Origin of the sequence: Aliirhizobium wenxiniae, assembly GCF_014201355.1 — a bacterium.
In the GTDB taxonomy this organism is placed as follows: domain Bacteria; phylum Pseudomonadota; class Alphaproteobacteria; order Rhizobiales; family Rhizobiaceae; genus Neorhizobium; species Neorhizobium wenxiniae.
In genome coordinates this window covers 252,416-273,435 of record NZ_JACHEG010000002.1, presented here as the reverse complement: position 1 = coordinate 273,435, position 21,020 = coordinate 252,416, and the positions used below count along the sequence as shown (strand labels likewise).

19 protein-coding genes are annotated in these 21,020 nt (G+C 59.2%); 5 read left to right on the top strand and 14 right to left on the bottom strand.

Going from position 1 to position 21,020, the window contains the following annotated elements:
* Window positions 1–38: 38 nt before the first annotated feature.
* From HNQ72_RS09285 to HNQ72_RS09275, 3 genes are read right to left on the bottom strand one after another with little or no spacing between them, the layout of a single operon-like run.
* Window positions 39–2,369 carry an LPS-assembly protein LptD gene (locus tag HNQ72_RS09285; protein ID WP_183991867.1) on the bottom strand — a complete coding sequence of 777 codons (2,331 nt, stop codon included), beginning with the start codon at window positions 2,367–2,369 and terminating at the stop codon, window positions 39–41.
* Complete coding sequence (lptG, locus tag HNQ72_RS09280; protein ID WP_183991865.1) at window positions 2,369–3,457, bottom strand: LPS export ABC transporter permease LptG; 1,089 nt, start codon at window positions 3,455–3,457, stop codon at window positions 2,369–2,371. The genes HNQ72_RS09285 and lptG overlap by 1 nt, the downstream gene beginning before the upstream one ends.
* On the bottom strand, window positions 3,454–4,632 hold the full coding sequence (locus HNQ72_RS09275) for an LptF/LptG family permease (RefSeq protein WP_183991863.1): 1,179 nt from the start codon (window positions 4,630–4,632) through the stop codon (window positions 3,454–3,456). The genes lptG and HNQ72_RS09275 overlap by 4 nt, the downstream gene beginning before the upstream one ends.
* Before the next feature lie 251 nt (window positions 4,633–4,883).
* On the opposite strand from HNQ72_RS09275, the gene HNQ72_RS09270 reads away from it, so the two are divergent.
* Together HNQ72_RS09270 and HNQ72_RS09265 are read left to right on the top strand one after the other, a co-directional pair.
* On the top strand, window positions 4,884–6,368 hold the full coding sequence (locus tag HNQ72_RS09270) for a leucyl aminopeptidase (protein ID WP_183991861.1): 1,485 nt from the start codon (window positions 4,884–4,886) through the stop codon (window positions 6,366–6,368).
* Window positions 6,368–6,817, top strand: a complete 450-nt coding sequence (locus HNQ72_RS09265; protein WP_183991859.1) for a DNA polymerase III subunit chi — start codon at window positions 6,368–6,370, stop codon at window positions 6,815–6,817. The genes HNQ72_RS09270 and HNQ72_RS09265 overlap by 1 nt, the downstream gene beginning before the upstream one ends.
* A 24-nt stretch (window positions 6,818–6,841) precedes the next feature.
* On the opposite strand, the gene HNQ72_RS09260 is transcribed toward HNQ72_RS09265, so the two are convergent.
* The 5 genes from HNQ72_RS09260 to HNQ72_RS09240 all read right to left on the bottom strand — a co-directional run bounded on the left by HNQ72_RS09260 (window position 6,842) and on the right by HNQ72_RS09240 (window position 13,737).
* Window positions 6,842–7,714, bottom strand: coding sequence for a polysaccharide deacetylase family protein (locus HNQ72_RS09260; protein WP_183991857.1), 873 nt, complete (start codon window positions 7,712–7,714; stop codon window positions 6,842–6,844).
* A gap of 178 nt (window positions 7,715–7,892) precedes the next feature.
* Window positions 7,893–9,935 carry a prolyl oligopeptidase family serine peptidase gene (locus HNQ72_RS09255; RefSeq protein ID WP_183991855.1) on the bottom strand — a complete coding sequence of 681 codons (2,043 nt, stop codon included), beginning with the start codon at window positions 9,933–9,935 and terminating at the stop codon, window positions 7,893–7,895.
* 181 nt (window positions 9,936–10,116) lie between these two features.
* On the bottom strand, window positions 10,117–12,003 hold the full coding sequence (locus HNQ72_RS09250) for an ABC-F family ATP-binding cassette domain-containing protein (RefSeq protein ID WP_183991853.1): 1,887 nt from the start codon (window positions 12,001–12,003) through the stop codon (window positions 10,117–10,119).
* Window positions 12,004–12,064: 61 nt separating this feature from the next.
* On the bottom strand, window positions 12,065–13,099 hold the full coding sequence (locus HNQ72_RS09245; RefSeq protein WP_183991851.1) for a GGDEF domain-containing protein: 1,035 nt from the start codon (window positions 13,097–13,099) through the stop codon (window positions 12,065–12,067).
* Window positions 13,100–13,224: 125 nt separating this feature from the next.
* Window positions 13,225–13,737 (bottom strand): DinB family protein, encoded by a 513-nt coding sequence (locus HNQ72_RS09240; protein WP_183991849.1) that lies wholly within the window; start codon window positions 13,735–13,737, stop codon window positions 13,225–13,227.
* Window positions 13,738–13,887: 150 nt separating this feature from the next.
* Here HNQ72_RS09240 and HNQ72_RS09235 point away from each other — a divergent pair, with 150 nt between their 5' ends.
* Together HNQ72_RS09235 and ndk are read left to right on the top strand one after the other, a co-directional pair.
* Complete coding sequence (locus HNQ72_RS09235) at window positions 13,888–14,580, top strand: glutathione S-transferase family protein (RefSeq protein ID WP_183991847.1); 693 nt, start codon at window positions 13,888–13,890, stop codon at window positions 14,578–14,580.
* Between the two features lie 128 nt (window positions 14,581–14,708).
* Window positions 14,709–15,131 carry a nucleoside-diphosphate kinase gene (ndk, locus tag HNQ72_RS09230; protein ID WP_148145381.1) on the top strand — a complete coding sequence of 141 codons (423 nt, stop codon included), beginning with the start codon at window positions 14,709–14,711 and terminating at the stop codon, window positions 15,129–15,131.
* Window positions 15,132–15,184: 53 nt separating this feature from the next.
* Here the strand turns inward: ndk and HNQ72_RS09225 are convergent, their stop codons facing one another.
* Window positions 15,185–15,688 (bottom strand): hypothetical protein, encoded by a 504-nt coding sequence (locus HNQ72_RS09225; protein WP_183991845.1) that lies wholly within the window; start codon window positions 15,686–15,688, stop codon window positions 15,185–15,187.
* Entirely contained in the window at window positions 15,685–16,230 is a 546-nt protein-coding gene (locus HNQ72_RS09220; protein WP_183991843.1) for a CGNR zinc finger domain-containing protein, read from the bottom strand. Before HNQ72_RS09220 ends, HNQ72_RS09225 begins: the two co-directional genes overlap by 4 nt.
* A 65-nt stretch (window positions 16,231–16,295) precedes the next feature.
* On the opposite strand from HNQ72_RS09220, the gene HNQ72_RS09215 reads away from it, so the two are divergent.
* Window positions 16,296–17,192 (top strand): branched-chain amino acid ABC transporter permease, encoded by an 897-nt coding sequence (locus HNQ72_RS09215; RefSeq protein ID WP_183991841.1) that lies wholly within the window; start codon window positions 16,296–16,298, stop codon window positions 17,190–17,192.
* Between the two features lie 13 nt (window positions 17,193–17,205).
* Here HNQ72_RS09215 and HNQ72_RS09210 read toward each other — a convergent pair whose 3' ends face one another.
* The 4 genes from HNQ72_RS09210 to uvrC form a co-directional block, all read right to left on the bottom strand.
* Complete coding sequence (locus HNQ72_RS09210; protein WP_183991839.1) at window positions 17,206–17,670, bottom strand: molybdenum cofactor biosynthesis protein MoaE; 465 nt, start codon at window positions 17,668–17,670, stop codon at window positions 17,206–17,208.
* A gap of 4 nt (window positions 17,671–17,674) precedes the next feature.
* On the bottom strand, window positions 17,675–17,932 hold the full coding sequence (gene moaD / locus HNQ72_RS09205) for a molybdopterin converting factor subunit 1 (RefSeq protein WP_183991837.1): 258 nt from the start codon (window positions 17,930–17,932) through the stop codon (window positions 17,675–17,677).
* Between the two features lie 10 nt (window positions 17,933–17,942).
* On the bottom strand, window positions 17,943–18,530 hold the full coding sequence (gene pgsA, locus HNQ72_RS09200) for a CDP-diacylglycerol--glycerol-3-phosphate 3-phosphatidyltransferase (RefSeq protein ID WP_183991835.1): 588 nt from the start codon (window positions 18,528–18,530) through the stop codon (window positions 17,943–17,945).
* Between the two features lie 226 nt (window positions 18,531–18,756).
* Complete coding sequence (gene uvrC, locus HNQ72_RS09195) at window positions 18,757–20,817, bottom strand: excinuclease ABC subunit UvrC (protein WP_183991833.1); 2,061 nt, start codon at window positions 20,815–20,817, stop codon at window positions 18,757–18,759.
* Window positions 20,818–21,020: the final 203 nt, after the last annotated feature.

Genomic DNA, 21,020 nt, shown 5'->3' with positions numbered 1-21,020 from the left:
CATGACGGCGCCCCAAGTGCGCCGTCAATTCTGCGCGATCAATAACGGAAAGTCTGTTGTTCGTCGTAATCGCTCGTCGACCCGATATTCACGTCGCCCAGCGTTCTGAAGCTCAGGCGCGCGCCAATGCTCCAGTCGTTCGCCTTGCTCGAGTCTGTCTTCTCGGTATAGGCGATCGTGAAGATCGTGCACTCGTCGGCATAGCTGAAGCCGAGCCCGCGGCGCGTGACTTCGTTGTCGTCGAGATCCCAGGTCGCCTTGCCGGCGATGGACCAGTTCTCGTTGATGCGGAAGCTCATCGACTTTTCCAGGATATTGGTCGAGCTCGTCGAACCATATTCCGGCTGTGCCTCAACTTTGGTGTATACGAGCTTGCCGGTCACGCGAGGCGTCTTGTAGTCGAAGCCAACATCTGTGCGGCGGACGTCGAACGTATCCTTGTCGAACCGGGTATTCGTCGACAGGCTGAAGCCCTGCGGCAGGTCGATTGCCGCCATTGCGACAAAGTCCGACACGTTGTTTTCAAGACCCGAATTGGCGCCAGCATTGACGAGATCGGCGCTGGCGAAAGAGTTCTCGCCGGCGAGCTGATAGGACTGGCCGAAAATGCCGCGCAGGCCCACACCGTTATCAAACGAGCCTGTATATCGGATACCGACATTGGCACGTGTGCCGCCCTCGATCCGGTCATACCCGGAAAATTTGTCGCGTTCGAACAGGCTTGTCGCGTCAAAGACGAAGCTCTGTGCATCTTCGTTCGGCAGGCCGCCCGCCATCTGCTCGTCCGGACGGGCATAAATCTGCGCGATCGGCTCGATGATATGGCTGCTGCTGCCGGCGGTGATCAGGAACGGATAGCGCGCTTCAAGACCTGCGGTCGCCATGTAACGCCCGCTCGGATCGTCTTCCAGCGAACCGGAATAGGAACCTCCGGCACTGGACGAGGTGCTGCGTAGACCGTCGCCACGCAATGCCAGCAATGGTGTCAGCTGCAGTCCCTGATCCGTCGTGATCGTACGCTTCCACTCTGCCTCGGCGGTGAAGCGGCTATAGCTGCCTTCCAAGCCAGGGAAGCGATCGCTACCGCCTACGGAGTAACTATCCTCGGCCCTCCGGGAAAGGTTGGTCAGATTAACGTTGAACGAAAGCTGACCGCCAAAAACGGCTTCCGGTGCATACCAGCTATAGTCGAGAACCGGATAAACGATAGCCTGCTGGCGTTCCAGCAAGCTGGTCTCGGCATCGTCCTGCTCGTCGAAATAGTAGCCATGCAGATCGAAATAGTTCCGCGCACCGAGGCCGGTCAGGTAGACGTCGTTGGTGAACGTTTCCTTGTCGAAGCCATCAAGATTATAGGTTCGCGAGAAGTTGTTGTCGCTCTGCGCCATCACATCCCAGCCGAAAGTCCAGCGCGGATTGATGTGGAACTCGCCCTTGGAGGCCGCCATGAAGCGGGTATCGGATTCCCGGTCTGCCGTCCCGGCATCGAATGAACCGGAATTCTGCTGATTGATACCCGCGAATCGGAACGTGTGTTCGCCGGTTTCAAACTTGTTGCGGACTTCGCCTTCTACAAGCAGACCCTGGTTGCTGTAATAGGTCGGCGTGATCGTGGCGTCCATGCTTGGCGAGAAGACATGGTAATAGGGCACCCCGAAGCCGAAACCGAGATTATCATCGGCACTGAAGCGCGGGAACAGCAGGCCTGATTTACGCTCGACCGTTTCGTCCGGGACCGTGATCGGGAATGGCAGTCGGCCCAGCGACATGCCGAATAGCTCGAACTGCGCATTCTCGAGGCGAATCGTGTGGGTCTGGCCATTGCGGATGACGCGCTGTGCCTTGACTTGCCACAGAGGTGCCTTGCCCGGGGTCTGTGCGCAGGGAAGGCAGGCCGTATAGACGGTGTTGTTAAGCACCATCACGTCGCTGCTTTGTTGTTCCGCGCTTTCAGCTGCAAGACGGGTATTGTCGGTCGTCTCCACGCGCAGGGAATTGAGGAAGCCCTGTCCGAAGTCGTCCGTCACATCCAGTTCGTCCGCATAAACACGCGTGCCGCCCGGCTCGATCAGCTCGATATTGCCAGACGCCATGACGCGACCGCTCTTCTGATCGTATTCGACCCGCTGAGCGACCATGCGATAGCGATTGTAATAAATCTGCACACCACCGCGAGCGGTGACCTGCTGGGAATCCTGATTATAGGTGAGCTCGTTGGCGCGAAGAAGCATCTTCGCGTCGTCCGATTGCACAGGCGCAAGCCCTTGGGCATGCACGACATCCGTCGTGACACCACATACGAACGCAGACACACCTGTCAGCAGAGCGGCGGCAAGCCGTCTTATATTTCTGCGGTTACTGACCGCCACTAGCCGTCCTCCTGATGAAGCAAGATCGTAGCCCCCACTGCCGTTGCGACGATGACTGGTATCCAGACCGCCACGAACGGAGGAATCGCTCCGCTGCTTCCGAACGCTTTTACAAGCACGCTGACGACATAAAGCACGAAGCCGGAAACTATTCCACCCAGAATCATGGATCGGGACTGGGCGAAGCGACTGAATTTTAACGAAACTGTTGCAGCAATGAGAGTCATGGCCACAAGCAGGATGGGGAGGGACAAAAGCGAGTGGAATTGGGTTTCCAGCGCTTTGGTTGAGATGCCGAATGATCGGCTGATCTCGATTTTCCGGGAAAGATCAAGGAATGCAACGTTTTCGGGCTGCGATACGCTTTCCTGAAGGTATTCCTGTTTCAGGTTGGTACGAACCTGTTCCGTGACCTTGCGCGCCGGAATCTCTCCCGGGCGATTCTCTAGAACGTCGGTAAGAAGCCAGTAACCATTTTCGAGTTTTGCTGTGCGCGCATCCTGTCGCATGGTCACAGCGCCACCCTTATCGAAGTGGAAAACCACCACGTCGATCAGCTCGGCTCCCTGGTCCTTGTAGCTCTTGGCACCGATGATGACGTCCTCGTCGTCGCTGATCTGGCGAATCCACGGCACGAACTTGCTGACCTTGGCGCGATTACTCGACTGTCGCCAGTCGGCCTCCATCGAAACCGATTCGCGCTGGCCCCAGGCGCCGACCGGATTGATAACCAGGATCGTAAACAGCCCCAGCAGGAAGGAACCGACGATGAACGGGAACATGAACTGCCAGACGGAAATGCCGGCGGCTCGCGTAACGACCAGTTCATAGCGGCGGTTGAGCGCGATCAGCACCGTCATGCCGATGAATAGGCTGAGTGTCGGGATCGTCTGCTGCAGGATGAGCGGCAGGCGCATGAGCGTCATCGCAAGCGCACCGACTACGCTATAATCGGTCAGACCGGAAAGCTTGCGCGTCGTTTCGCTGAAATCGGCGAGCATGATGATCGAACTGACGCCGAGAAGAAACCAGAAAGCCGTGACGATATAACGCGTGAAGAAATACCGGCCGAGCGTGGAGAAAATCATGATGCACCTCCACCGGACTTGGACGATATCTTCAAGCGGCTGAGCAGCATGCCATTCATTCGGCTGATGTTACGGGTGATGGTCCGCGGCATATGGAGTTGCCGGTTGGTTGCCAGCATATAGGCCGAAACCACAACGGTGATGAGCGGAATAGCATAGACGAGCGGCACGTAGGATGGGTTGCGCTCCGTCAGGTTGGTTGCCGAAAATCCGAGCCAGCGCAGGCCAAAGGCGATCAGCAGCGCATATATCATCGGATGGACGCGCGCCTGACGATGTGAACGGCTGCTGCCGGCGACCACCAGCGAGACGAGTGCGAACGAAATCGGATAAAGCCAGTCGGAAAGCCTGCGGTGAAGCTCCGAGAAGAACTTGTTGGGTGAGCGCTGATACGCCGGGTCATTCGTGTCGGGATCAAGCAGGAAGCCGAGGCCGCGGTCGCCCGAAGACATGGGCAAAGCCTCGCCGTCCGACTTGGTCATGGCCGATAGATCGAAGGCATAGGAATCGAAGCGCACGATCGAGATGCGGCCATCGGGCGACTTGCGATGAACCTCGCCGTCGCGCATCGTCAGCGAAGTTCCGCCCGGGTCGACTGAACCTTCCTTCGCATAATAAATGAGATCGAAGTTCGGGTCGCGATAATCGACGACGAACAGGCCTTTTAGCAGGCGGCCCGAATGCCGTTCGGAAATCTGGACATAGAGACCGTCCTCAACGCTGCGGAACGTCTTTTCCTCGATGACGGAAGAAAGCAGGTCGGCATAGGCCGCGGCGATCATCTGGCGCACACCCAGCCGCGATGCCGGTTCAAGGAAGTTAGTCACCGAAAAGGAAACGATGCCGAGCACAACGGCCAACCCGATGATCGGCCGATAGATAATGCTGCGACTGGCGCCTGCCGCGTCGATGACCGGCAGCTCCGAGTCGTTGTTCATCGCTGTCAGCGTCTGGGTAATGCCGATGACGAAGGCAAACGGCATGACGACCGGCAGGATGGTTGGCAGGATGTAGCTGGCAAGCAGCATGAACGAGCCCATCGACTGGCCCGTGTCCGTGACCAGATTGATGCGCCCAAGCACCTGGATTGTCCAGATGATCGTAAGCACCGGAATGAGTGCCACCAGGAACATCAGGAATATCCGGCGCAATATGTAAGTTTCGAGAAGCTTCATTCCCGTCCGACATTTTGCTGCTCCGCCATCCCATGATGACGCTGAGCCTATCTATGTGATCGATGAGGTCTTTGCGACAGATGCCACGTCACAAAAATGTTGGCTAGCCGACTTTTATTTTTTGTTGTGACATTTCAAAACCGGGTGACATTCGCCCACAGGTACTAAAGCCTTCCTCTGGCGGGGTTGCCTTCGCGGCTGAAAGGGTGAAGATCGGCGCCATGTTCTGAATAAGAAGACGTGGAGTGCCGATGTCCGTCCAACTGAAAATCTCTTTTGCCAAATCCTCTTCCGTAGCTGCTTCCCTGGCCATTCAGCTGAAGCTCTCCGGCGATCAGCCCGCATCCGGCTCGTCCGAGGCCGATCCACAGGGCGTCGGGACACGTGCGGCAGAGATCGCCAAGTTTTCCGCAAAGACGATGACCGTGCTCGACGTGATTGCACCGCACGGATCCGACGCGGATCGGCTGATGGTCATCGGCCTCGGAAAGCCGGATGCGCTGATCGCCCATGACTGGCTGCGGGCAGGTGGCGTTGCCGCCGCCAATCTCAAGACCGCCAAGAAGGCCGTCGTTTTCCTCGATGTCCCGGGTCTTGAGGTGACCGCAGCGCAGGCGGCGGATTTCGCGCTCGGCATGCTTTTGCGTTCCTACGCATTCGATACCTACAAGACTGCGAAGAAGGATGACGACAAGCCGGCATCGGTCGACGTGAAGATCGTCATAGCCGGGCATGCTGCCGCCAAGAAGGCCTTCGCGACATCCGAGGCGATTGCCGGCGGCGTGATTCTCGCCCGCGATCTCGTCAACCTGCCGCCGAACGTGCTCGGCCCGGTGGAGTTTGCCGAGAAGGCGAAGGAGCTGAAGGCACTCGGTGTCGAGGTCGAGGTTCTCACCGAAAACGAAATGAAGAAGCTAGGCATGGGTGCGCTGCTCGGTGTGGCGCAGGGCTCGGTTCGTCCGCCGCGTCTGGCCGTCATGCACTGGAACGGTGGCAAGGCGAAAGACAAGCCTGTTGCCTTCGTCGGTAAGGGCGTGGTTTTCGATACCGGTGGCATTTCCATCAAACCGGGTGCCGGCATGGAGGACATGAAGGGCGATATGGGCGGCGCGGCTGCGGTTATCGGTCTCATGCACACACTTGCCGCCCGTAAGGCGAAGGTCAACGCCGTCGGCATTCTCGGCCTTGTGGAAAACATGCCCGATGGCAATGCTCAGCGCCCTGGCGATATAGTCACCTCCATGTCCGGCCAGACGATCGAGATCATCAATACCGATGCCGAAGGCCGTCTCGTTCTGGCTGACGCGCTTTTCTACACCAAGGAACGTTTCAAGCCGCGTTTCATGGTCAATCTCGCAACCTTGACCGGCGCGATCGTGGTTGCCCTCGGCAACGTCCACGCCGGCCTGTTTTCCAACGACGACACGCTGGCCGCTCAGTTGACGGCAGCCGGCGAAGTCACTTCGGAAAAGCTGTGGCGCATGCCGCTCGCCAAGGAATACGACAAGATCATCGACTCGCGTTTTGCCGACATGAAGAACAGCGGCGGTCGTCCTGCCGGTTCCATCACGGCTGCGCAGTTCCTCAAGCGTTATGTCGGCGATACGCCTTGGGCGCATCTCGACATCGCCGCCACCGCGATGAATTCGCCGCAGACCGAGATCAACACGTCCTGGGCGTCGGGTTATGGCGTGCGTTTGCTGGACGAACTCGTACGGGCGAATTACGAGGGCTGATGACCGAAGTTCTCTTCTACCACCTGACCGAATCGAAGCTCGAGGATGCGCTGCCGGCGCTCCTCGAAAAGAGCGTTGAGCGCGGCTGGAAGGTGGTTGTGCAGACTAGTGATGATACGCGCCGGGATATGCTCGACGCGCATCTGTGGACCTTTCGCGACGAGAGCTTTCTGCCGCATGGTACCGACGCCGCGCCTATGGCGGAGGCACAGCCCGTGCTGCTGACGACGGCGAGCGAAAACGCCAACAGTGCGACTGTCCGTTTCGTGGTGGACGGTGCTGCCCCTCCGCCGCTCGATCCTTACGAACGCGTCGTCTTCATGTTCGATGGTTACGACCAGAGCCAGCTCGAGGGCGCGCGCGCCGAATGGAAGCGTCTGAAGGGTGAGGGACATTCGCTGACTTACTGGCAGCAGTCGCCCGAAGGCCGTTGGATGAAGAAGGCCTGAGCGGCCTTCTTCCTAATCTCTCACTCAATTGGTGGCAAAAAGTGGCTTGGTGATGGAGGCGACGAGCATGTCCGAAGACGGCTTGCCGTATTTCAGCTGGACGACCTTGTAACCCTCAGCCCTGAGCTGAATCAGCAGCGCCGGCAGCATCGCGGCGGTGCGCGGGTGGATGTCGTGCATCAGGATGATGCCCTTGCGATGAGCGCGTAGCGCCTCCATCGTCCGTGTCGCGACTGCGGCCGGCGTGTCCTTGAAATAGTCCTTCGAATCGACCTGGACATCCATGACAACCATCTTGTGGTTACCCATCCATAGCCTCAGTTTCTTCGAATCGGCGAGATAGGGGAAACGGAAGAAATCGGCCTCGACGCCGGTTGCTGCCTCCACGGCCTTACGGCCCTTCTCGACCTCGGCAACGGCTTCGTCGAATGACAAATGGGCGAGATCCGGGTGGCGATAGGTATGGCTGCCGATCGTATGACCCTCGGCCACGACTTCGCGGGCGAGGTCGGGATGCGCCTTGGCCATCTGGCCGACCATCATGAACGACGCTTTCACGCCGAACTGATCAAGTGTGGCGAGGATGCGTTCGGTCTTTTTCGGCATAGGCCCGTCATCGAAGGTCAGAACGACTTCCTTGTCGCGCAGCTTGATATCGGAGATCGAGCTCACCGTCAGTTCACGTCCGGCAAGGCCGCCCATCTTGTTGAGTCGGCCCCAGGCCGCGGGCGTAAGCGCAACCGGCGACTTTGCATCGTCCTTGGTTTTCAGCGACCCGGCGGCTTCACCGGCGGCAAAGGCTGAGCTGAGAGACCCGCCTTCAGAAGGCGGCTTGCCTGCGCAGGAGGAAAGAAGGCTGATGACAACAGCAGCGGCACAGGCAGCACGGACCGGCATAAAAGGTTCTCGATGAAAAATGACGCGGGAATCAGTTCGCGTGATCTTTCGTCGAACATGGTTAATGGGTGGTTATTGCTGAATGTTTGCCCGTCCGCACTCGGCTCTTAAGCCGCAATATCCGAAAGCTGCAAAATGTGAAAACCGGAAGCGTGCGCCTCCGGTTCTCTTTATCCGGTCAGTCTCTCATGATTGTCTGGCGCAGGAAGCTGTAGCCCATCGCGCGGCGCTCGGCCATTTCGCTTGTGTCGCCGGCACCGCCGTGGCCGCCCGATCCGTATTCGCGGAAGAAAGGCTCGTGACCCGCATCGATCAGCCGCTTGGCGAAACGCCGCGCATGGGAAGGATGCACCCGGTCGTCATTGGTCGAGCTTTCGATATAGATCGGTGGATAGGTGATCTCGCTCTTCGGCTTCACCTGATGTAGCGGCGAATAGGTGAGCATGGCATTTAGATCGTCGACCACGTCCGGATTGCCGTATTCATCCATCCAAGCGCGGCCGGCCGGGAATATGTGGAAACGCGACATGTCGATCACTGGCACGGAGGTCCAGACCGCACCAAAGTCATCAGGATAACGCGTCGCCATGACGGCGGTCAGAAGCCCGCCATTGCTGCCGCCGTTGCAGGCGATGCGGGATGGCTTGGTATAACCGCGTTTGACCAGATCGCGGGCAACGGCGACGAAATCCTCGAACGCCTTGTGGCGCCCCTTGCCCTTGGCGACCGTATGCCAGTCCGGCCCAAGCTCTCCACCACCACGGATATAAGCCTGCACGAAGGCGCCGCCCTGTTCGAGCAGCATGCCGTATGCGCCGGAATAAACGGGCGAAAGCGATACGCCGAAACCGCCATAGCCATACATCAGTACCGGTAGTTCGCCCTTGGTCCAGTTACGGGGCAGGGTGATGTGATAGGGCACTCGGGTGCCGTCTTCCGAGATTGCCTCGAGAAGTTCCGAGGTCATGCCCTCCGCATTGAAATAGGCGGGCGAGGTTCCTGTCGGGACGAGCTCGCGTTTGGCATCGTGATCCGCCAGGTCGAGACGGAAGCTGCTGGAGGGCAGAAGAAAGCCCTGGCCGATGACGGTGAGGATTTCCTCGCCGAGCGTCAGGTCCGCATCGAACATCCGGAAGCCGACCGTCTGCAGCTCTTCCGGCAGAGGCAGTTCTTCCGGTGTCGGATCAGGCTTGGTCAGGTCGACCAGATAGAATTTCGGCACCATGCGATCGACGACGATGAAGACGGCCCAGGTCTTGAGCAGGGTGAACTGCGATACAGACTGGCCGTCCTTCGGCGAAAACAGAACGCGCGGGTTCGTCAGCGGTTCGGGACCGAAAGGATGAAAGTCCTGCAGGATGAGCGTGCCGGTCGGATAGCGTTCGCCGGTCTTCGCCCGCCAGATCGCATGGGTGTGATTGAGGTCGCTGTCGCTTTCCACGGGCAGATCGAGGCGCTCTATCTCTCCACTCGCGTTGCGGATATGCACGCTCGCCTTACCGATTTCGTGACCGACGGTGAAGAACTCGATCTTCCGCTCGTCCGGCTTGCCGCCCCAGAACAGTGGATCGATGACGCTGGCCGCGCCATAGACGTCGTCCTTTCCGGCTTCGAACAGGATCGGAGCATCCTTGGGATCGGCACCGCGCTTGAGAATACGGCCGACCCGCGGCCAGCCGGAGCGGGTGGCGGAAAACTCGTCGACCGAACCGAAATAGGCGATCTCGTCCGGGCTCAGCCAAGTTGCATGGGCCCGCGCCGTCGGTGTGTCGAAGCCGCCCTCGACGATCGTCTTGGTTTCGGTGTCGAATTCCAGGAGGCGCAACTGATCCGAACCGCCGTCGGAGAGAATCAGCAGGACCCGCGTTGGTTCGTAAGGGGAGGTGATCGCGCCGGAATAGATCCAGCGCTTGCCCTCTTTCAGACAGAAAGCGTCGAAATCGAAGACCGTTTCCCAAGTCGCATCATGACGCGGCTCAAGGTTCCCCGGCAGGCGACGCCAGATGCCGAGCGGATTGTCCTTCGACCGATGGAAATCGAACAGCCATTTGCCACGCCGCACCGGCACGATCAGCCGGTCCTCACGCTCGATCATCGCTTTCAGCGCGTCGCGATCCTTCTCGAATTCCGGTGTCCTGAACTGGCGGTCCGACTTGCTGTTCTGCTCGGTAACGAAAGCGATCGTGTTCTGGTCGTCGTCTGTTTCGAGAAACAGGTTCATCATGGCCTCCTCGTGCAATCGGGAAGCCTTTACCTATGCATCACGAAGGGCGGTGGCAACCGGCCTGACGGCATTTGTGCAGTCCGTCATCCTTGGGCTCGTCCCAGGGATCTGCTGTCATTTCGGCCGACAGCAACGTGGATAGATCCTCGGGACAATCCCGAGGAAGAGGGAAGCGATTCTATCCGGCCATCGCCTCTTCATATTCCGAGGACAGCATCAGCCATTCCTCTTCGGCGGCCGAAAGCTTTGCGGCGGCCTCGCCTCGCTCCTTGGCTTTGCTCGCTGCCTTGGCAGGCGCCTTTTCATAAAGGGCAGGGTCTGCAAGTTCTTTATCAAGCGCCTGAATCAGCTTCTCAAGCTTGGCGGTCAAGGATTCGATTTCGTTGATCTTTTTCTTCAGCGGCGCAAGCGAGGCTCGCTTTTCGGCATTCGCCTTGCGCTGGTCCGCTTTGTTGACCTGTTCGTCCGCGGCGGCCTGCGGTTTGTCGTCCTTCTTGCGGCCAGCGGCGATGATCAGGTCCCGATATTCTTCGAGATCGCCTTCGAACGGTTTGACCGTGCCGTCATTGACCAGCCACAGCCGGTCGACGGTCGCCTCGATCAAGTGGCGATCGTGCGAGATCAGGATGACGGCGCCGTCATAGTCGTTCAGCGCCTCGATCAGCGCTCGACGGCTGTCGATGTCGAGATGGTTGGTCGGTTCATCGAGGATCAGAAGGTTCGGCGCATGGAAAGCGGCAAGCCCCATCAGCAGGCGTGCCTTTTCGCCACCTGACAGATCCTTGGCGGCGGTATTCATCTTTTCGGTTGCAAGCCCCATCTGCGCGACGCGGGCACGTACCTGCGCTTCCGCCGCCTGCGGCATCAGCCGGCGCACGTGATCGACAGGCGTTTCGTTGGGGATCAGGTCGTCCAGCTGGTGCTGGGCGAAAAAGCCGATCGACAGTGAAGAAGCGAGTTTCATCTCGCCGCCATCGGTCTGCAGACGGCCAGAGATCAGCTTGGCGAAGGTCGACTTACCATTGCCGTTCGAGCCGAGCAGCGCGATGCGATCGTCATTGTCGATGCGCAGGCTGATATTCTTCAGGATCGGCTTGCCGGGTTCATAACCCACCGAACCCTTGTTGATCGCAACGATTGGCGAAGCGGGGATCTTTTCCGGCTTGGGGAAAGTGATCGGCTGGACATGATCCTCGATCACGGCCGCCACTGTGCCCATGCGCTCCAGCGCCTTGACGCGGCTCTGGGCCTGCTTGGCCTTGGTCGCCTTGGCCTTGAAGCGATCGATGAAACTTTGCAGATGCTTGCGCGCGGCGTCGTTCTTGGCCTTCGCCTTCATCTGCAATTCGTCGGCTTCGGCCTTCTGGCGCTCGAACTGGTCGTAGTTGCCGCGATAGAAGGTCAGCTTCTGCTGGTTGAGATGCACGATCGAATTGACCGCGTTGTTCAGCATGTCGCGGTCGTGCGAAATGACAATGACCGTGTGCGGGTAACGGCGCACATAGTCTTCCAGCCACATCGTGCCTTCGAGATCGAGATAGTTCGTTGGTTCGTCGAGCAGAAGCAGATCAGGCTCGGCAAATAGCACCGCTGCCAGCGCCACACGCATTCGCCAGCCGCCGGAAAATGACGAGGCAGGACGGAGCTGGGCTTCTGCATTAAAGCCGAGGCCGGCAAGAATGCTCGCTGCACGCGCTTCCGCCGAGTGAGCGTCGATATCGACAAGCCGCATCTGGATTTCCGCGATGCGGTGCGGATCGATTGCCGTTTCGGCTTCCGCCATCAGCGCCGTGCGCTCCTTGTCGGCGGCCATGACGATGGAGATGAGCGAATCTTCCGTGCCCGGCGCTTCCTGCGCGACCTGTCCGATCCGGGCATTCTTCGGGATCGTCACGGATCCGCTCTCGGCAATGAGATCGCCGGTGATGACGCGGAAAAGCGTCGACTTTCCCGCACCGTTGCGGCCAATCAAGCCGACCTTGGCGCCCGCCGGGAGCGAGACGCTGGCGTTGTCGAGAAGCAGGCGGCCTGCAATGCGGGCGGAAAGGTCAGTAATCGTGATCATGGCGGCGGTTTTGGCCGAAACACGTTGTCAACGCAAGGGATCGCCCGGATCAGAGCGCAGATTAGACGCCCGGTCGGCCGGTGTCCCCGTGAATGATCACATTGGTGCGCGGATAGGACCTTGACGCCTCGGCGGCAAGCACCGCCTGCTGGCGCAATTGCTGCGGTGAAAACGCTTCTGTTGCCATGGCGGCTCCCATGGAAAGCCGGATCGCCGGCGTGCCCTCGGAGGTAGCGAAGACGAGATTGTCGTTGATCGACGCCATCAGCCGGGTTGCGATCGGCTTGATCGCGTCGCGGCCGACATGGCGGAACAGAAAGGCAAATTCGGCCTTGCCGATGCGCGCAAGAAAATCGTCCTTCTTGATCGTCTTTCGGAAGATCGCGGCCGTTTTCTTGACGATCCGGGTGGCGGTTGCCTCGCCATAGGTGTCGGCGAGTTCGGAAATGTCGCTGACGGCGACGAGGAAAAGCGCCGTATCGCGGCTTTCGTTGTCGTCCGCATAAAGCGCTTCCAGCTTTTCGGTGAAGGCTGCATGGTTGGGCAGGCCGGTCATTCGGTCGCGCAGCATCACGGCGCGTGCGCTGGACGCGTCCTGTTCGGCAACGGTCAGAAGATTGGCGCCGGAACGCAGGGCGGCTTCGAGTTCCGCTTCTGCGACCACAGCATCGGAAAGCGAGACGCTGAGATATTCGATTTCGGCAAGGATATCGCCTGGGCCAGCGCCGTTATCCTCGCGCAAACTTTTTGCAACGGCTTCCAGCGCTCGGCTAAAGCCACGCTTCTGCTCGGCGCCGCTCGCCATCTTCTCGCGTAGGCTGGCGATCAGCTGGATATCCGGATTGCGGGATTGCGGCAGGCCGCTGGCAACAAAGCCTGGCAGTTGGTAGCGGATGCCGATCTCGTCCAGCGCCGTCTGGCTAGGTGAGACCGGCAGGGCCATGATTTCGCGCGACAGTCCGACATCGGTACCGCAATGGGCCTCGTAAAAGAGCTCGTAATTGCGGGGCAGGCCGTTCACCTCGATGCGGGCCATATGTTGGCTTACCGCCTGCAATGTCCTGTCCTGAGCTACTTTTCGGGCCTGGGTCGACATCCGTCGTCTCCTGATCGTTCACACGTGAAGACGATTGATTGCGGCAGCGCGTTAACATCCGCTGAAATGCGGCCATGGATTGCAATTGAGGCTCGGATTCGTGCGAAAGAGGGTTAAGGCCCAGTTCACGACATCCAGCGTTTTCCATCGATCCGCAGAAACGCAATCATGTCGAGCACGATGGAAGGCTGGCCGAGCGAGGTCAGGATCGTGTGGATCTGCCCACGATGGTGGGTCTGGTGGTTGAACACATGTGCCAGCATGCCGGCGAGAGGATCGGTAACCGGAACAGGATTGCTGACCGGCGTATAGGTCACAGCCCGCTCGAAATCTTGCGGCGAAAGGGATTTCGTCAGTGCGATGAAGCGATCATCTTCTGCTTTCCGCGCGGCGCGAAGCTCGGCAAAATCCTCGAACAGGATGACATTCAGCTCCATCGGCGCCGTGCCGATGCCGGTGATGCGCCTCAGCCAGATCCGGTCGGCAACGAGGAGATGGTTAAGCGTGCGATGCGCAGAGCCGAAGAAAGCACCACGATCCGCACGGTAATCCTCGTCGCTAAGTGCTGCGCAGCCATCATAGACACGGTTGTTGGCCCAGTGGTTGTAATCGGCAAGCATCTGGAAATGGCGCTGCATATGGTTCTCCCGCGTGGCTCGTTTTGAGAATTTCTATCTACAGCAAAGCCCATCACGCGGGTCTTATGCAACGCATGAAATCTTCTGATTGGATTGCAGCCAAATTCCTGCTCATCATCAAATTTCGAACGGATGAATTGGAGCGACTTGATGACCACCCGTATCCTCTATTCCCTTTGCGGTGCCGACGAGAGCCGCCCTTTCTCTCCGCATTGCTGGAAAGTGGTTCTGGCGCTGAAGCACAAGGGGCTCGATTTCATCGAGAAACCGACGCCCTTCACCCAGATCCCGGAACTGGAAAACGGATTTTCCAAGACGGTGCCGATCCTGCGGGACGGCAACGAACTGATCCGCGACAGTTTCGATATCGCGCTTTATCTGGAGGAGCATTATCCGAACCGCCCGACATTGTTCGGCGGGGAGGGTGGCAAGGCGCTGTCCCGGTTCGTCGAGCGTTTCTCGCAGAGCATCATCCATCCCGCGATCACCGGCATCGCGGTTGCCGATATTCACGACATGCTGGACGAGACCGACCGGACCTATTTCCGGACGACACGCGAGAAGATGCTTGGTCGGTCGCTGGAAGATCTGCGTGCCGGGCGTGAGGCTGCGGTTGCCGGGTTTGCAACAAAACTGGAGCCGATGCGCCAGATGCTTGGTTACCAGGACTTCATCGGTGGCGATGGCCCGCTGTTTGCAGACTATATCCTGTTCGGCGCCCTGCAGTGGATGCGGATCACCGCCGGCGGGAATGTGCTGGCTGCCGATGACCCGGTTGCAGCGTGGTTCGAGCGCTGCCTCGATCTTTACGAGGGCGTTGGGCGCAGTGTGACGGCGGCGTGAAATTCGGGTTCGGGATGTGACAATAGCCAAGACAATGGCCGGGACCCCCTTGTTTCCGGCGCTTGGGGCGGGTAAACACCGCCAACTTTCCCCTGGCAAAGTGCCCCTGGAAACAAAGGATAGACAAGATGGCGATTGAACGCACCTTCTCGATGATCAAGCCGGACGCCACCAAGCGCAACCTGACCGGCGCTATCACCAAGGTATTCGAAGACAACGGCCTGCGCATCATCGCGTCCAAGCGCGTTTGGATGTCGAAGCGCGAAGCCGAAGGCTTTTACGCAGTTCACAAGGAACGTCCGTTCTTTGGCGAACTGGTTGAAGGCATGACCTCCGGCCCGACCATCGTTCAGGTTCTCGAAGGCGAAGGCGCCATCCTGAAGAACCGCGAAATCATGGGCGCGACCAACCCGGCCCAGGCAGCTGAAGGCACGATCCGCAAGCAGTTCGCTCTGTCGATCGGCGAAAACTCGGTTCACGGTTCGGATGCTCCGGAAACTGCCGCTCAGGAAATCGCCTACTGGTTCGCAGAAACCGAAATCGTCGGCTAATCGCCACACGATTGATATTTGAAAAAGCCGGGGCTGACGCTCCGGCTTTTTTGTTATGCAGGGCAGTTGCTGTCACCCGACATGTCCCGGCTTCCATCGGCGTGAAAGACATCCGGATTGGGCGTATAGCCCGGCCCAACGACGAGCGGCTTGGCAGGCAGCACGCTCTGGTCGACATCCGAGGTGATGCTCGTTTCGATCTCCTGCAGCATATCTCCCGACGCCGACAGGATGCGGATGGTCACTGCATAGGGGTGATCCTTGCGCACGCATTGCAGATGCGGGCTCTGGATGACGATCTTCTCATCGATGGGAAAGATCTTTTCCCGCGCCAGCAACGTATCGCCACCCTTCGGATTTTCGAACTCTGCCGTAACGATGCTGCCATCCGGCAAAGGGCGAAGCTTTTTCAGTGTGACGAGATAGTTGGCCGTGGCCACGCGATAGTTGAACACGAAAATGCGTCCGGAGAGTTCGACCAGCTTTCCTTCGGTTTCCCGCTGGCAGGAGGCGAGAGCAAGGATTGCGAGAGCGGCCGCGAGCGCCGTGCCCTTCATGGCAGCCGATCCTTCCTGGCATTGTAGTGACGCGCAGCCTTGACCCGATTGCCGCAGACGGACATGTCGCACCAGATGCGGCTGCGGTTCTTGCTGCGGTCGATGAACAACCAGCCGCAATTGCCGCAGATTCTGATCCTCTTCTTTTCGGTCTCGGATAACAGCCTCAGAGCCGAATAGGCCGTCTCCGCCTCCAGCGATCCCTTGGCTCCCAGCGGCAGTATCGTGGCGACCGCCTCCAGCAGTGAGGCGAGAAGCCGCGGTGTTTCTGCCTCGCTTACGCAGGCCCGAAAATACCGGTCGATCGCCTCACGCATCGCAATGAAAGATGCCTCGTTCGGCTTCTGTAAGGCAGCAGGCGTGCCGAACAGCGCGCGCTCCGCGGAGAATTCGCCTGCAGCTTTCGCAAATGCATCCAGCTGTGCCGGCTTGGCAAACCGATCCACGCTGCGGGCAGGGTCGAAGCGCAGGATGACGCTGTTGGCGACGTCCAGCGCCAGCGCACCCCCGGCAAAACGATGTCGTGTCCATGAAAAGGTCATGGGCAATTATAACTTTCAAAATGGCTTTTACCAGTTATATTCGATCTCACCTATTGGAGCGCCGCATGGCCTATTTCCTGCAGCAGATCGCCAATGCTCTGCCGATTGCATCGCTCTACGCGGCGCTGGCTTTCGGTTATGCTATCGCCTTTGCCGTAACCCGACGCGCCGACATTACCTATGGCGCGATCTTCGCCTTTTCAGGCCATGTCTATCTCCTCTTTGCCTATATCGGTTGGGATCGGTTGTGGCTTGTTCTGCCCGCATCGCTGGCGCTTGGTGCGGTGGTTGGATTGATGGGCGGGGTAGGGGCAGGCGTCGCGATCGGGAGGTTCGTCATGCGGCCGCTTTCAGCCGTCTCGCCGAATGCCATGATCGTCGCCTCGCTCGGTCTGGTGATGGTGCTGATGGAAGGCGCGCGGCTTGCCTCCGATACGCGCGAACTTTGGTTGCCGCCTTTTCTTGATGGCCGCATCGTCTTCTGGCAGGGGGCCGGCTTTTCCGTTGGGCTGACGATGCTGCAGCTCATCAATACGGCGCTGATGCTGGTCATGGTTGTCATCGGCCACATCACGCTTAGGCATAGCCGCTTCGGCCGCTGCTGGCGGGCAGTTTCCGACGATGCTCTTGCGGCCGAACTGTCCGGCGTCAGTTCGGCACGAATCTTCGTTTCGGCCTACGCGCTGGCGGCGCTTTATGCATCCGTCTGCGGCGTGCTCGCGACCTCCTATTACGGCACGATGGATTTCGGTGCCGGCCTGCTTTTCGGTCTGAAAGTCGTGCTGATCGCTGCTGCCGGCGGGCATTGGAACCCGATCAGATCGGCGGCGGGTGCGGCTCTGGTCGGTGTCGCCGAAACGTTATGGAGTGGTTACGGGCCGATTTTCTGGCGCGATCTGGCGGTCATTTCGGGGCTGGTTCTGCTGCTGGTTCTCAGCCGGCGGGAGCGGGTGACCATCTGACTGGAGGCGATATTCAGCCCCACTTGTCCTTCGCCTTGTCATCGATGCCTTTGGCTTCGATCCATTCTCCGGCGGTGCCGTCGGCCGCATGTTCCTTCTTCCAGAAGGGGGCCGAGGTTTTCAGGTAGTCCATGATGAAATTGGCGCCATCGAAGGCGGCCTGCCGGTGTGGCGCGGCAGCGATGACCAACACGATATTCTGGCCCGGCTCGATCCGGCCATAACGGTGGATGGCCGTCGCTCCCATCAGTGAAAAACGCTCGATCGCAAGATCGGCGATCCGCTTCATCTCCGTTTCCGCCATGCCGGGATAATGCTCAAGTTCCAGCGCCGAAAGGCCTCCCTGCTCGCTGCGGCAGAGCCCGACGAATGAAACGATGGCGCCGATATCCATGCGGCCGCCACTCAGGGCATCGACTTCCGCCTGAAGGTCGAAATCATGCGCCTGCACGCGGATGGTGGGAGAGGGGACACTCACCGTATCACCCGCCCGTCATCGGCGGAAATATGCCAATCTCGCGGGCACCGGCGATCGCCTCGTCATGCTCGACATGTTCCTGATTGATCGCCACGCGGATCACGTCCGGAAATTGAAGCGCGGTCTCGTATTCTTCGCCCAAGCCTTTCAGATGGCTCAGCAAATCGCCAACGGTCACGACGCTCTTGGGAAGTTCCATCTCTTCCTCGGTCTTGCCGATGCGTTCGCGGACCCAGGCGAAATAGATGAGATTGACCTTCATTCCAGAGCCCTCAATCCGCATCCACCAGATGCTTCACGCCAGCCTTGAAGTAGTCATAGCCGGTGTAGAAAGTCAGGATCGCAGCGACCCAGAGAAGCGCGATGCCCATTTCGGTTATATAAGGCACGACCTTGTCGCCGGCTGGACCGGCGAGCAGGAAGGCGATCGATACCATCTGGATCGTCGTCTTCCATTTGGCGACCCGTGTGACCGGCACGGAGACTTTCAGCGCGGCAAGATATTCACGCAGGCCCGAGACGAGGATTTCACGGCAGAGAATGGTGATCGCTGCCCAGAGCGACCAGCCGGCAATCGTCCCGTCCGCTGCCATCAGCAGCAGCACCGACGCGACCAGTAGTTTGTCAGCGATCGGATCAAGCATGCGGCCGATATTCGACGTCTGGTTCCAGATGCGCGCGAGATAGCCGTCGAGATAGTCGGTAAGCGAGGCGATGACAAACAGCCACAGTGCCGTCCAGCGAGCCGTATCAGAGCTTTCGAGCTTCCCCTCGACGAAAAAACAGAGAACGATCACCGGCACGGCAATGATGCGCGCATAGGTGAGAAGATTGGGGATATTGTATGCGCGGGAAGCCATATCGTACCTATGCTTGCGGGTTGTCCCCTAGTTGATGCGTCGAAGGCCAAGCGTCAACCGGTTTCGCGGCTTTTTTACAGACGATTGTGACAGGCGATCAATTCGTCCCAGCGAGATCTGCTCCTCACCGTAACCCTCTCTCCGTAAACGGGGCGAGGGGATTTGCCCTTCTCCACGCTAGCGGGGAGAAGGTGCCGTCAGGCGGATGAGGGGCAATCCGGTGTGTTCAACCCGGCCGGGTTTCATGAAAATGGTTATACACCTGCTTTGCCACAGCCTCCGAAATGCCTTCGACTGCCATGAGATCGTTGAGGCCCGCGCGCGATACCGCTTTGGCCGTGCCGAAATGCTGCAGGAGTTTGCGTTTTCTGCCCGGTCCGATGCCGGAAATCTCGTCCAGCGGGTTCTTTATCATCTCTTTCTTGCGGCGTGCTCGGTGAGAACCGATCGCAAACCTGTGGGCCTCGTCGCGCATGCGCTGGATGAAATAGAGAACCGGATCGCGCGGTGGCAGCGAAAAGTCGCTTTTGCCATCGGCAAAGAACCGCTCGCGGCCGGCATCACGGTCGACGCCTTTGGCGACGCCGATCGCGGTCACGACATCGCGAATGCCGAGTTCGTCGAGAATGGCGCGAACGGCCGTCATCTGCCCCTGGCCGCCGTCGATCAGGATCACGTCGGGCCATGCCGGGAAAGAGGCGTCATTGATGTCGTCGGAGCTGGTTTCGGCTTCGCTTGCCGTGGCGGCTGAAATGCTGCGGTTGGGAATGCCTTCTTCCTTGATCAGGCGGGAGAAGCGCCGCGTCATCACTTCCTTCATCATGCCAAAATCGTCGCCCGGCGTGATGTCGGTCGATTTGATGTTGAACTTGCGATACTGGCCCTTCACGAAACCTTCCGGCCCCGCCACGACCATGCCGCCGACGGCATTGGTGCCCATGATATGCGAGTTGTCGTAGATCTCGATACGCCGCGGCACGTAAGGGAGCGCAAAGGTCTCGGCCAATCCCTTGAGCAGGCGCGCCTGCGAGGAGGTCTCGGCCTGCTTGCGGCCATGCGCTTCGCGGGCATTGGCGAGAACGTGATCGACGAGATCGCGCTTTTCGCCCCGCTGGGGCACTAGGATCGCCACCTTGTGTCCTGCCTTTTCGGAAAAGGCGAGCGCCAGCAAATCCTGTTCCTCTACCGTTTCGGAAAGCAGGATCTGTTTCGGGATCGGCTTGTCGTCGTAGAACTGCGCAAGGAACGCGTTCAGCACTTCGGCTGCCGTCATTTGCGGATCTGCCTTGGGGAAATAGGCGCGGTTACCCCAGTTCTGGCCGGTGCGGAAGAAGAAGACCTGGATACAGGTCAGTCCGCCCTCGTGATGGATGGCGAAGATATCCGCTTCCTCGACGCCGGCCGGGTTGATGCCCTGATGGCTCTGGACATGCGAAAGCGCCGCAAGGCGATCGCGATAGACTGCAGCACGCTCGAAATCGAGATCTTCCGAAGCCTCCTGCATCTGGGCAGCGATCGTGTTCTTCACATTCTGGCTGCGGCCCGACAAAAAGTCGGAGGCCTCTTTTACCAGATCGGCATAGCCCGCATCGCTGATTTCATGCGTGCAGGGGCCGGAACAGCGTTTGATTTGATAAAGAAGACAGGGCCGCGTGCGCGTCTCGAACACGCTGTCGGTGCAGGTGCGCAGCAGGAATGCGCGCTGCAATGAATTGATAGTGCGGCCGACGGCGGAGGCCGAGGCGAATGGCCCGAAATACTGGCCTGTGCGTGCCCGCGCGCCGCGATGCTTCAATAGAGCAGGAGCGCGGTGATCGCCGCTGATCAGAATATAGGGAAACGACTTGTCGTCGCGCAAAAGCACATTGAAGCGAGGGCGCAGCCGCTTGATCAGATTGGCTTCGAGAAGCAGCGCTTCGGTTTCCGTCCGCGTCGTGACGAATTCCATATGCGTCGTCTCGCGCACCATGCGGGTGAGGCGGTTTGAATGCAGCCTTCCTTGCGCATAATTGCCGACGCGTTTCTTCAGGCTGCGCGCCTTGCCGACATACATGACGTCGCCGGCCTCATTAAACATGCGATAGACGCCCGGCGCGTTCGGCAGATGTTTGACGAATTCGGCGATCAGATCGGCGCCCTTGAGGCCGCTTTCGTTTTTTACCGCCTCGTTCCAGTCGATCGAGGCGGTAACGGCGTCGGCAGCCGTATCCGGCGCCGCTGCGTCATCCTCGTCATCATCGATCTCGTCATAGAGAACGCCGCCATCCGGCAGCTTCTTGTCGTTCATTCCATATCTCCGCCACGTCGCGCTTAGGCGCCGGGCTCGCCATATCTCGAATCGAAGTCGATTTCTGCTTTCACAGATAGTGTCCAGTGAGGCGGTTTGGAAGCAGGCGCGGTTGTTGCGCCTCAATCGAGGCCGTTGACGAAATGCGGCGGCATTCAGACGGTCGTGCCGGTGTGAGGTCGGCAGCGGCATGCATAGACAGG